General features: G+C 44.4%; 13 protein-coding genes and 1 tRNA gene. 5 read left to right on the top strand and 9 right to left on the bottom strand.

What is annotated here, in order from left to right:
* The first annotated feature begins 13 nt into the window (after window positions 1–13).
* A complete protein-coding gene (locus ICV39_RS07515) occupies window positions 14–1,108 on the top strand; it encodes an alpha/beta fold hydrolase (protein WP_215389499.1) in 1,095 nt (364 codons plus the stop codon).
* 67 nt (window positions 1,109–1,175) lie between these two features.
* On the opposite strand, the gene ICV39_RS07510 is transcribed toward ICV39_RS07515, so the two are convergent.
* A complete protein-coding gene (locus ICV39_RS07510; protein ID WP_215389498.1) occupies window positions 1,176–1,472 on the bottom strand; it encodes a hypothetical protein in 297 nt (98 codons plus the stop codon).
* A gap of 375 nt (window positions 1,473–1,847) precedes the next feature.
* Here ICV39_RS07510 and ICV39_RS07505 point away from each other — a divergent pair, with 375 nt between their 5' ends.
* Window positions 1,848–2,396 (top strand): hypothetical protein, encoded by a 549-nt coding sequence (locus ICV39_RS07505; RefSeq protein ID WP_215389497.1) that lies wholly within the window; start codon window positions 1,848–1,850, stop codon window positions 2,394–2,396.
* A gap of 91 nt (window positions 2,397–2,487) precedes the next feature.
* Here the strand turns inward: ICV39_RS07505 and ICV39_RS07500 are convergent, their stop codons facing one another.
* From ICV39_RS07500 to cysS, 7 genes are all read right to left on the bottom strand, one after another.
* Complete coding sequence (locus ICV39_RS07500; protein WP_251372653.1) at window positions 2,488–3,138, bottom strand: phasin family protein; 651 nt, start codon at window positions 3,136–3,138, stop codon at window positions 2,488–2,490.
* A gap of 132 nt (window positions 3,139–3,270) precedes the next feature.
* A tRNA-Ser gene (locus ICV39_RS07495) sits at window positions 3,271–3,365 on the bottom strand.
* 71 nt (window positions 3,366–3,436) lie between these two features.
* Window positions 3,437–4,687: an aspartate kinase gene (locus ICV39_RS07490; protein ID WP_215389496.1), complete on the bottom strand. Its 1,251-nt coding sequence runs from the start codon at window positions 4,685–4,687 to the stop codon at window positions 3,437–3,439.
* Between the two features lie 79 nt (window positions 4,688–4,766).
* Window positions 4,767–6,074, bottom strand: a complete 1,308-nt coding sequence (gene tilS, locus ICV39_RS07485; protein WP_215389495.1) for a tRNA lysidine(34) synthetase TilS — start codon at window positions 6,072–6,074, stop codon at window positions 4,767–4,769.
* The gene (locus tag ICV39_RS07480; protein WP_215389494.1) at window positions 6,040–7,011 is read right to left on the bottom strand and encodes an acetyl-CoA carboxylase carboxyltransferase subunit alpha; all 972 of its coding nucleotides are present in this window, start codon (window positions 7,009–7,011) and stop codon (window positions 6,040–6,042) included. The genes tilS and ICV39_RS07480 overlap by 35 nt, the downstream gene beginning before the upstream one ends.
* A gap of 9 nt (window positions 7,012–7,020) precedes the next feature.
* A complete protein-coding gene (locus ICV39_RS07475; RefSeq protein WP_215389493.1) occupies window positions 7,021–7,677 on the bottom strand; it encodes a DNA-3-methyladenine glycosylase in 657 nt (218 codons plus the stop codon).
* On the bottom strand, window positions 7,677–9,098 hold the full coding sequence (gene cysS, locus ICV39_RS07470) for a cysteine--tRNA ligase (RefSeq protein WP_215389492.1): 1,422 nt from the start codon (window positions 9,096–9,098) through the stop codon (window positions 7,677–7,679). Before cysS ends, ICV39_RS07475 begins: the two co-directional genes overlap by 1 nt.
* Window positions 9,099–9,159: 61 nt before the next feature.
* On the opposite strand from cysS, the gene ICV39_RS07465 reads away from it, so the two are divergent.
* The 3 genes from ICV39_RS07465 to ICV39_RS07455 are packed head-to-tail and all read left to right on the top strand — an operon-like array spanning window position 9,160 to window position 11,304.
* Complete coding sequence (locus ICV39_RS07465) at window positions 9,160–10,044, top strand: M48 family metallopeptidase (RefSeq protein WP_251372652.1); 885 nt, start codon at window positions 9,160–9,162, stop codon at window positions 10,042–10,044.
* Window positions 10,016–10,519, top strand: coding sequence for a peptidylprolyl isomerase (locus ICV39_RS07460; protein ID WP_215389491.1), 504 nt, complete (start codon window positions 10,016–10,018; stop codon window positions 10,517–10,519). The genes ICV39_RS07465 and ICV39_RS07460 overlap by 29 nt, the downstream gene beginning before the upstream one ends.
* Window positions 10,516–11,304, top strand: coding sequence for a UDP-2,3-diacylglucosamine diphosphatase (locus ICV39_RS07455; protein WP_215389490.1), 789 nt, complete (start codon window positions 10,516–10,518; stop codon window positions 11,302–11,304). The genes ICV39_RS07460 and ICV39_RS07455 overlap by 4 nt, the downstream gene beginning before the upstream one ends.
* Before the next feature lie 21 nt (window positions 11,305–11,325).
* On the opposite strand, the gene ICV39_RS07450 is transcribed toward ICV39_RS07455, so the two are convergent.
* Window positions 11,326–12,114, bottom strand: a complete 789-nt coding sequence (locus ICV39_RS07450; RefSeq protein ID WP_215389489.1) for an inositol monophosphatase family protein — start codon at window positions 12,112–12,114, stop codon at window positions 11,326–11,328.
* Between the last annotated feature and the right edge of the window lie 18 nt (window positions 12,115–12,132).

The raw sequence follows: 12,132 nt of genomic DNA, 5'->3' as shown, positions 1-12,132 counted from the left end.
AAAGGAGACAACCATGTATAGAGCCATTATCAAGGGTCTTGCGCTAGCCTGCATCCTGACACCTCTAATATCTGCAGCCCATAAACCGACAGATCCACCCCACCAGCTTTATTCCGAAGGAAATTTTCAACTAGAAAATGGCTCCGTCATTGAGGACTTCAATCTTTCCTATACAACGCAAGGCACATTAAACGCCGATAAGACTAATGCGATCCTCATGGTAACTGCGATAGGCGGAAACCATCACAGGATCGACTATCTCATTGGGCCTGGCAAGGCTTTGGATACCAATAAGTACTTTGTAATTTGCACTGATGCGATTGGCAATGGACTTACAACATCACCATCAAATAGCAAGTCTCAACCAAATGTGAGCTTTCCTGAATTTAATATACGAGACATGGTGAATAGCCAGCATGAGTTAATCATGAATCATTTTGGGATTACCAAACTTGTAGCAGTAGTTGGGGCATCAATGGGCGGTATGCAAGCGTTGCAATGGGCCGTTTCTTATCCAAATACAATGCAGGCTGTTATACCTATAATCCCCTTAGCAAAAACCCCGGCCTGGACCACTGGCGTACTTGAAATGCTACGTCAAAGCATCATGACTGATCCAACATATCAAGGCGGCAAATACGAAAAACCAGTTGAACAAGGCATGAAACTATGGGCTGGTTGGCTTAGCGGTGTCATTGTTAGAACACCCGCATATCAGGATCAACTTAATCCAACGCCAATTGCAGAAATTGAATACCTAAAAAAGGTACAGGATGCTGGATGGAAAAGGATGGATGCGAATGACTGGATATGGCAATCACGCGCTTACGATAGACATGATGTCGGCCTAACCAAGGGGTTTAATGGCAATACTTCTGCTGCCCTGAAATCAATTAAAGCAAAAACTTTAATCCTTGCTGGAACGGGGGATTTGCTCAATCCGGAATCTGATGCCAAAACTTCAGCAAATCTAATCCCAGGAGCAAAATATATTGCCATTAACGACCGCTTACCAATGGGTCATCTCTCCGGTGCCGGTATTACCGAAGCAGAGAATGAGGTTCAAAATAATGCGATCAAAAGCTTTTTGTCCACCCTAAAGTATTAGGGCAACTATGCTTTCTCTTTACAGCATAAAGTAACCCCGCTATATGCGGGGTTTAATTTTTACTACATTAAGAACAATACTTTGACTCTAATGTCGCTGCATTACTTGATTTGTCATCCACCATCAAGTTCAGCTTTTTATATGCCATCTCTTTATTTTCTGGCGTCTTAAGGTGACGATCAATCAAACTTGCCACATCTTTACGAATAGATGTATTGCCATATTGCAAGCCCTTTAAGGTTGATACGGCTTCAGCAGAAATCTTGCACTGCTGACTAACTAGCGCAGATGAATCAGACGACGTATTTGCGTATGCAAATGCTGCAAGTGAAATTGTTACACCTGCTAATAGAGTTTTTTTCATCTTAGTTCCTTATTTTGTGACCACACGTTGGACAGCAACCCATATCTTTCGCTCTCGATTTTCTGAGGGCGGCATAGACACTGGATTCTGAAATTTCCATCTTTCTAGCGGCCTGAGCTGCGCTCATGCCCTTCCCTATCCACTCCAAGGCTTGATGTGTTTTCGGTATTTGTCTTCTCATTTCATCTCCCAGTTCCAACACTATATCACAACTTCATTACATGTGAAGTTGTGAAGTATAGTAAATTCATCATGACAAACCCTAATAAAAGCGATTGTTTTTATGAATGCGGGAGAAAACAGCTGGATAAAAGGCTAGAAAAGCCATTGGGGTGATTGCAATAGTATGATTTAGGTAACTAAGGAGCTATAAATATGTACCGTCTTGCACATCTTGTTTTACTGACCTCTATCGCCCTAGGCCTTAGCGCTTGCGCCAACAACGATAAAAAGATCAGCTCATGGGAAGTAAATGACGTGTATCAATCAACCACTGTTACCCCAAACCCCACAACAGGCGGCAAAACTTATCTAGGCCCATCTATCAATACGATGGATGAAGCTAACACCTACGAAATGTTTAATCTTCGTACAGCTGAAACACAGCAAGGAATGAAGACTTATGAACTTCAAGTGCACCTCACCTACTTCAATCAAGTGCGTGACTACAACTCTGCCAGCCTCATTAACGGACCAGTAAGTAGCTTTAAGGTAATTTCCAAAGAAGCTGGCCTATGTGAATCCAGAGGCTGCATGTTTAAAGAATTGCTATCCATTAAAGTCACTGATGCCTTTTTAAAACAGAATATGAAGAATGGCTTTGAGCTCAAGATTGGATCTAAAGCTGGAGTTACAACGGTTGTGTACATACCACCGCAATACATACAAGGGTACTTGAAAGCCGCGGATGGAGTAGCCTACTAGGGCCTGTTAAGGCTTTGCTAGTCTTGTTTGATTTCTCAGGAACAACAAAAAACCGCCCGAAGGCGGTTTTTCTATTTAACGCGAATACTAATTAAGCAGCTTTACGGCTTTTGGCAGCTGGCTTAGCTACAGCGTATTGACCTTGAAAGTTAGCCAATGCAGCGTCAACATTCTTTTCGAAAGTAGCGAATGCATCAGTAGCAGTTGCACGAACTTGGTCAAATTGTTGAATAGAAGCTTCGAATGCAGTTTTGAATGCAGATACAAATGCCTCAGAACCAGCAGGAGCAGTTTTAGTTGCTTCTTTAACAAACTTAACTAAATCATCACGTGCATCATCGATAGAAGCATCAACAACTTGAGCAACTTCTTTGTTACCGTTGCGAACAACTTTGTTAACTTTAGCTTGGTATGCAGCAGCATACTTAGCAGCTTCTTGAGCAGCTTCTGGTTGAGCTAATTTAGCCAATTGCTGTGCATCTTTGATAGCCAACAACTGTGAGCTAGCGTCTTGTGCAGCAGCCAATGCATCTTTAGCAGCAGCTTGGTTGATTTCTGCCAACTCTTGAGCACTTTCAACAGCTACTTGTGCCAAATGTTTTGCATTCTCAACAGCTTTAGCTTGAGCTTGAGCGATTTGATCGTTTAATTGATTCTGGAACATGATTAATCCTTTATGAATGTGGTTACGTTTTTTGTTGCGATGCACCATTGTTCCAAACTTTTTGCTGTATTGCAACATTTATTTGCTGCTAAGCAACAAATATTTTGATATTTCCAATTTTATTGTTTATTTTCAATGACTTAGAACATAAAATTAGATAACAAAAAACCCAGAAAATCCTTAGATTTACTGGGTTTATTTGAAAAGTACTGGCGGAGACGAGAGGATTCGAACCTCCGATCAGAGTTTTAGCCCCGATGCTCCCTTAGCAGGGGAGTGCCTTCGACCAGCTCGGCCACGTCTCCGTACTTTTTACTGCGCCCCACAGTTTAACGGATAACCGCATCTGAGGGGTTTTATTGACCTTTTGAGGGGCTTACTTCTGATCCAACTCAAACGCCTTGTGCAAAGCGCGTACAGCCAATTCCATATATTTCTCATCGATGACGACAGAAATCTTAATTTCACTGGTAGAGATCATGAGGATATTGATACCCTCCTCCGACAAGGTGCGGAACATTTTGCTAGCAATACCAACATGCGAACGCATGCCAACGCCAACAACAGATACCTTGGAAACTTTAGGATCACCTGAAATTTCTTTAGCTTCAATATGGGCTTGTACTGTTCCCTTAAGAATGTCCAAGGCTTTTTGATAATCAGCGCGCGGCACAGTGAATGTGAAATCGGTTTTACCTTCAACTGATTGATTCTGAATAATAATGTCTACATCAATGTTCGCATCAGCGATTGGACCCAGGATTTGATATGCAATACCTGGGCGATCAGGAACTCCGAGTACGGTAATTTTCGCTTCATCGCGCGCAAAGGCGATACCGGAAATAACGGCGGCTTCCATAGTGCTGTCCTCTTCAAATGTAATCAAGGTGCCCGACTTCATCTCTTGGTCTAAAGGCATCATAGGATCTGTCAGTGATGACAGAACACGGGTTTTAACTTTGTACTTACCAGCAAACTCAACAGAACGAATTTGTAATACCTTTGAGCCTAAGCTTGCCATCTCAAGCATCTCTTCAAAAGTAATCTTATCTAGGCGACGCGCATCTTCACAAACACGTGGGTCAGTTGTATACACACCATCAACGTCTGTGTAGATGAGGCACTCATCTGCTTTTAATGCAGCAGCCATAGCCACCGCGGATGTATCAGAGCCGCCACGGCCTAATGTAGTGATATTGCCTTCTGGATCTACACCCTGAAATCCAGTAACAACAACTGCACGACCAGCGTTTAGATCATTCAAAATCTTTTTGCTATCAATGCTTTTAATACGCGCTTTAGTAAAAGAGGAGTCCGTATATACGGTTACTTGCCAACCGGCATAACTAACCGCATCAATACCCTCTTTCATCAAAGCCAATGCTAATAGACCAGAACTAACCTGTTCACCTGTAGAAGCAATTTGATCAAGCTCACGAGGACTTGGATTTGGATTGATTTCTTTTGCCAGGCCTAGCAACCGATTGGTTTCGCCCGACATAGCGGATGGCACAACCACCACTTGATGGCCAGCACGCATCCATTTAGCAACACGCTTTGCAACATTTGCAATGCGTTCAACTGAACCCATTGAGGTGCCGCCATACTTATGAACAATAAGAGCCATAAAAACTGTTTGCCGTTTGTTAAACAGGAAAATAATTCCTGATGATCTAAAAAGGCTATATTTTACAGGGTTTTACGCCTTAGTTTGACGTCTGCTGCCACTCTGGCCAAACCCTAGACCCCGAATGAACCAAATGCGGGTAACTTACCCCCACGCCAGCGACAGCAATTAACTCCTGACCAATATAGAGAAGTGGCGCATGGCGCTGCCAGGGAGGAATATCACTCTCTTGATATAGATTTTTGAGGGTTCTGCGCGGTGCATTCGCCTTGATCTGCAATTTTTCAGCGCCCGATCTCGCCTTAATACAAATTAAGCCGTCCTTTTGGGCCCTCTTGATCCAAGTAGCACTTAATCCTGGTTTTTTACTTCTGATTGGAACTGGTTGAAAAATCCACCCCCCATCCAACTCTACAGAAACTTGTAACTGCCCCCTCCAAAGTCGAATGATTTGACCGTCATGCAACCACTCTAACTGCGCATCTGACTTCACCAAATCAAGATCTTGCCACCAAGCACCAAGCCTCTTTTGTGAAGGCATAGAAAGTCCTTTGATTTTTAGCCAATAACGCAATACATTATTTGCAGCCGGTAAATCGAACTTTGCCAGAGCTTTTAATGGCTTTATGGAAATAACGCCTTCTTGATAAATGGTCTTGCCATCAATTTGAGCTAAGCGATCTAATAAGCCCTGAGACTCGCCAATCAAGTTGGCACTTCTCGCAAGATTTGCCACTGCTTCGGGTTGGAGTTGTTCTAGTCTAGGAATAATTTGTTTGCGAATAGCATTGCGCTTAAACACATCGTCTTGATTGCTTGGATCTTCTACCCACTTGAGATTACGCTCTTTCGCATAAGACTCTAATTCAGCGCGACTTTGATTAAGTAATGGTCGCCATAAAGTAATTTCCTTATTTGGCGTCTTCAACTTGCGGGTATTTGGCATTCCAGACAATCCAGCAACGCCAGATCCTCGCAGCAACTGCAAGAGAACGGTCTCAGCTTGATCGTTTTGATGGTGTGCTAAGAGCAAATCATCGATTCCATATTGCTCGCAAAGCTCTGCCAAAGCCTCATACCGTGCCTTACGAGCTCGTCCTTCAACATTGCCACCAATCTTTTGATCGCCAAGATGAAGCAGACGAAAATCAAAGTAAATTTGATATTTTTTTGCAAGCTTTTCGCAGAAAAGCAGCCAGTCATCTGCCGGCTTTTGCAAGCCATGATGAATGTGAAAAGCATAAATTTCTAGAGCAGAATTTTTGCTCTCAGTTTGTGCTCGACAAACCGTATCAAGCAACACCACCGAATCGAGGCCGCCACTTAAAGCGACCGCAATTCGTTTAGGTGATTTAGGACTTAGCTGCGACTTCCTTGAACTTGCCATAACTCATTAGGCGCTCATGGCGACGCTCAAGCAACGCATCTGTTTTCATGCCATCAAAAGTATTGAGAGATTCAGCAAGCGCCTTGCGCATATTGCTCATCATCACATCATAATCACGATGTGCGCCGCCAATAGGCTCGGCAACAATTTTGTCGATCAAACCCAGCGCTTTTAACCGTTGAGCCGTCAAGCCCAGCTGTTCAGCCGCCTCTGAAGCCTTATCGGCAGTCTTCCATAAAATCGAGGCGCAGCCCTCAGGTGAAATCACAGAATAGGTAGAGTTTTGCAGCATCAGAACCACGTCACCCATTGCAATCGCCAGAGCCCCTCCAGAACCGCCCTCACCAATAATGGTAGCAATGATTGGAACTTCTAACTCAGCCTGAACATAGAGATTGCGACCAATCGCTTCTGATTGATTGCGCTCTTCCGCATCTATTCCAGGAAAGGCACCTGGTGTATCCACAAAAGTAAATACTGGAATACCAAATTTTTCCGCAAGTCGCATTAAGCGCATTGCCTTGCGATAACCTTCAGGACGACTCATGCCAAAGTTTCGCAATGCGCGCTCTTTTGTATCGCGACCTTTTTGGTGACCGATCACCATACAAGGTTGATTATCAAAACGCGCTAGACCACCAATGATGGATTGATCGTCCGCAAAAGTACGATCACCGTGCAATTCATGGAAATCGGTAAATAATGCGCCTACATAATCTAGTGTGTATGGTCTTTGAGGATGTCGTGCAACTTGAGAGACTTGCCATGGAGTTAAATTGGCATAAACATCTTTAGTAAGCTGCAGACTTTTTTCAGAAAGTGTTTTGATCTCATCGGATATGTCCACCGATGATTCATCTTGCACAAAACGCAGCTCTTCAATCTTTGACTCTAATTCGGCGATTTGCTGCTCAAAATCCAGGAAAGTCGTTTTCATAGTCTGATTTTAATATTCAACTGGAATGGGGTCGATACTTCTCCACAAATACCATGTAGCAACCGTTCGCCATGGGGCCCAATTAGCCGCTACCTCTCTAGCCTCATGGCGGCTTACAGGCTCGCCACTAAAGTAATTGAGGGAAATGGCCTTAATTAGCCCCACATCATCCAAAGGAAGGATATTGGGGCGAATCAGGTTAAAAATGAGGAACATTTCCGCGGTCCAGCGCCCAATACCCCGAATAGCGCTCAATTCTTGAATAACGCTCTCATCATCCATGTTTTTCCATTGATTGGCATGAAGACGTCCAGAATCAAAGTGATCAGCCAAATCCCGAATGTATTCGACCTTGCGCCCAGATAAACCCGCAGCGCGCAATTCCTCAACCGATAAAGCTAAGATATTTTTGGGATTCATCTTTTTCTTGCTGGCGACAAGAACACGATCCCAAACTGCTTGGGCTGCCGCTACAGAAATTTGCTGACCCACAATCGCTCTTGCGAGAGTTGTAAATGCATCGCCTCGTGTAACCAAAAAACCAGAGCCATATTTGGGAATGATTTTTTTCATGATGCGATCTTGTTTCATTAAATCACGACAAGCTTGCTCCCAATAATCTGGGGCGCCACCAATTGATGCAACTTTTTCTTTTGCGGTCGACACTACGCTCTACGCCATTCAGTAATGCCGCCCGGCTTGTCTTCCAAAACGATACCTTGCTCAAGCAAGGTCTTTCTAATGAGATCTGCTTTAGTAAATTCTTTCGCTTGTTTAGCTGCAGCACGTGCAGCGATTTGATCTTCAATATCTTGCGCTTGCAGCTCTCCATCATTCTTTGATCCCATTTGCAAGAATGCGGTTGGATCTCTTTGTAAGAAATTAAGGATGCCGCCAAGTGACTTAAGGGTCGCAGCTAGAGCAACTTTATCTTGACCTTGGGCACGATTTACTTCACTTGCCAGCTCAAACAGAACAGCTATTGCCTCTGGCGTATTGAAATCATCATTCATCGCCTCAGTAAAGCGCTGGACCCAAAGACTCTCAACATCTAATGAAGGGTTGCTGGCCGTTGGCGCATGAGCAAGTGCGGTATATAAACGCACTAAGCCAGACCGCGCCTCTTCTAATTGCGCATCACTGTAATTAATTGGACTACGGTAATGTGCTTTGAGCATGAAGAATCTCAATACCTCTGGATCAAAGCTTTTAAGTACATCCCGAATCAAAAAGAAATTGCCCAATGATTTAGACATCTTCTCTTCGTTTACACGAATATGTCCGTTATGCATCCAATAATTTACAAATGGAGCATCACTCTCTTTGCGATTCTGGCCATATAAAGCCCCTTCGCTTTGGGCAATCTCATTCTCATGATGAGGAAACTGCAAGTCGGCGCCACCGCCATGAATGTCAAAATGTTCACCTAGCAAGTCGCATGACATGGCTGAGCACTCAATGTGCCAGCCCGGTCTGCCTTCACCCCAAGGAGATGCCCAACGTGTATCAGCCGGCTCTTCGGGCTTAGCACTCTTCCACAACACAAAGTCGAGTGGATCGCGTTTGCCGCCACCAACCGCTACACGTTCACCCGCGTTTAATTCATCTAAAGTTTTGCCAGAAAGTTGGCCATAACGAGGAAGCAAGCGAACTGCAAAGTTCACATCACCATCTTCCGCCTGATAAGCAAGCTCATTTTCAATAAGCTTACCAATCATTCCCTGCATTTGCTTTATGTAGTCTGTTGCGCGTGGCTCTTTATCTGGATGCATTAGGCCCAATTCATCCGAATCGGCATGCATAGCGTCAATGAAGCGATTTGTTAAAGCCGAAATTGGCTCGCCATTCTCTAATGCGCGATTAATAATTTTGTCGTCGATGTCCGTGATATTGCGAACATAAAGCACTTCATATCCACTCGCCCTCAACCAGCGAACGACCATATCAAAGACAATCATGACCCTAGCATGACCAATATGGCAAAAGTCATAGACTGTCATGCCGCAGACATACATCTTTACCTTACCTGGCTTGATGGGCTTAAAAACCTGCTTAGAACGGTTAAGGGTGTTATAGATTTGCAGCATAGGGCATTAAGGGAGGGGTAAGGCGGTGCTAATTTGTTAGACTGAGCGCTGAGTATATCGAATGAGCCAGTTTTTCACCGTCAGCCCTATGTTTGAGTCCCGAAAAGTACAGTTTTCAAGCCCTTTCAGGGCATTAGCCATTTTTATTGCTGTAGCATCACTTATTGGCTGTAGCACTCCAGCACAGCAGCTTGCTGATTCTCAAATTGCGGCACTCAATAAACAAGAAGCAAAGTCTCCAGAGGCTCAAACGCAACCTTATCTAGGTGGCTATGGCCCAGGGGACCCACCACGCCTTTCTACCGATGCTCCTTATGGTCCATTGAATCCGGAGCTATCGGAAACCGTTGGCGTTCCCTTTTTATCATTTCTGATTATTGAACCAGATCCGGTTACTAAAAATGCAGTGCCGTCGGATATTGAAAAGCTCGTCAAAGCACGCAAATACCAAGATGCAATTAATGCAATTAATGATCAACTGAAAAAGACTCCACGTAATGTGCAACTGCGTTATGTAAAAGCACGTTTACAGATTGAATTACGTGACTTCGATGGTGCCAAAAAAACCTTAATTGAAATTACCCAACAATTTCCAGAACTGCCAGAACCCTACAATAATCTCGCAGCAATTGCCGCCAACCAAGGCAAATGGATCGAGGCGCGCGATTATCTTGAGTTAGCACTTAAGCTCAGACCGAGCTATAGCCTTGCTGCTGCGAACTTAGGTGAAGTCTATGTTCGCCTTGGTGCAAAAGCCTATGAAGACGCGGCTGCCAATACCCAGTTAAATCAGCGTCTATATTCCAATCGCGCTAAATTCTTATTGAACCTATTGAAGCCACAAACCAAAGGTATCAATAACACTGTTAATCCTGCATCAAATTCTTCCACTAACACATTAGAAGGTAAATCAAGCAATGGCGAAGGCACTCCTAAAAACCAATAAGGGTGATATCACCCTCACTCTCGATTCTGCTAAGGCACCAAAAAGCGTTGCCAATTTTTTGCAGTATGTAAAAAGCGGTCACTACGACGGTACGATCTTCCATCGCGTGATTGATAACTTCATGATTCAAGGTGGCGGCATGGCTCCTGGCATGAAACAAAAACCAACAGGTGCTGAGATTGAAAATGAGGCCAACAATGGTCTTAAAAATGAACGTGGCACGATTGCCATGGCCCGCACTAGCGACCCCCACTCTGCGACTGCGCAATTTTTTATCAACGTTAATAACAACGATTTTTTGAACCACACCGCACCGAATGCTCAAGGCTGGGGCTATGCAGTATTTGGCAAGGTAAGCGATGGCATGGATGTTGTTGACGCTATACGCAAGGTGAAAACTGGTAATGCAGGCTTTCATCAAGACGTTCCAACTGAAGATGTCGTCATTGAGAAAGCGACCGTTCTCGAGGAATGATCCCGCAACACGCGAGCGCACTGCTCATTTCAGATCTTCATTTGACGCCGTCAATGCCTTTGACGGCGCAACGTTTTTTTGACTTCTGCGAAAAAGATACCTCCCAAGCGGAGGCTGTCTTTATATTGGGGGACCTCTTTGAATACTGGGTTGGTGATGATGCGGCAAGTCACTCTCCCTTTCAGCATGAGGTAAAGCAGGCTCTCTCCAACCTATCAAACAAGGTTAAGACCTACTACATCCACGGTAACCGGGATTTTCTAGTGGGCTCTGCGTTCCTGAAAAAAACCGGTATGACTTTACTGGCCGATCCTTCACCGGTGGAAATTGCTGGCAATAAATACCTACTTTCCCATGGTGACGCACTATGTACCGCTGATATTGGCTATCAAATATTTCGCGGCTGGGTTAGAAAATCTTGGCTGCAAAAATTATTTCTCGCTTTACCAATTACTTGGAGACGTGCAGTTGCCAACCAATTGCGCATGAATAGTCACACTAACTACGCGCGTGGCGCCCAAGCATCCTATCAGCAGAATAAAATAAAGACGGATGTCACTAAAGAGGCTTGTGCCGCAATCCTGCGAGAACATTCTGGCGAAATATTAATTCATGGTCATACGCATAGACCATCACATCACCAGGAGTCTCTAGGAAGTCAGTCTTGGGAACGCTGGGTTCTTTCAGACTGGGACCTAGATCACCCCGAAGCAACTGCTCCACGAGCAAACGCCCTACTAATCAACGCGCAAGGCGTGCGTGCGATTGATTTAATTAAGGCCTAGTAGTTAAATGGAAGTTAAAGCTTAGCAGGCAGAGTATTTAGAGAGACACTGCACCATTTGTGCATAAATTCTTGGATTGGCGGCCATGACTTCACCGCTCTTGAGGAAGCCCTCTTCTCCACGATAGTTGCCAATCAAACCACCAGCTTCGGTCACAAGCAAAGCGCCTGCTGCCATATCCCAAGGTTTTAGATCGCTCTCAAAGAAACCATCGTAACGACCGGCTGCGACATAAGCCAAGTCCAATGATGCTGCTCCTGGTCGACGCAAGCCAGCACACTGACGTGACATCTCGGCAAATATTTTTAAGTACTTTTCTAAGTCTTGATCTTCACGATAAGGGAAGCCAGTACCGATCAATGAATTACTTAATCGATCTTGCGTAGCAACCCTTAGACGGCGGCGATCCAAATATGCGCCTGCACCACGAGTTGCGGTAAATAATTCATCACGATTTGGGTCATACACAACAGCTTGCTGAGTGATGCCGTTTACTGCTAATGCAATAGAAACTGCGTATTGAGGAAAGCCGTGTATGAAATTAGTTGTGCCATCCAATGGATCAATAATCCAAACGTTTTCGGCATTAATGTTTTGTTCACCTGTCTCTTCAGCCAAAAAACCATGCGTTGGATAAGCCTCGCTCAAGGTCTCAATAATGGCTGCTTCGGCAGCTTTGTCCACCTCAGTCACAAAATCATTGTGCTGTTTGCGATCCACCTGCAGTCTCTCTAAATTTAGAGATGCACGATTGATAACGGTTCCTGCGCGACGGGCGGCCTTTACGGCCACATTTAACATGGGATGCATAGTATGGATGGACAAATT

This window comes from Polynucleobacter sp. MWH-UH25E, from assembly GCF_018687095.1.
Lineage (GTDB): Bacteria > Pseudomonadota > Gammaproteobacteria > Burkholderiales > Burkholderiaceae > Polynucleobacter.
This window is presented reverse-complemented; position numbering and strand designations above follow the sequence as displayed.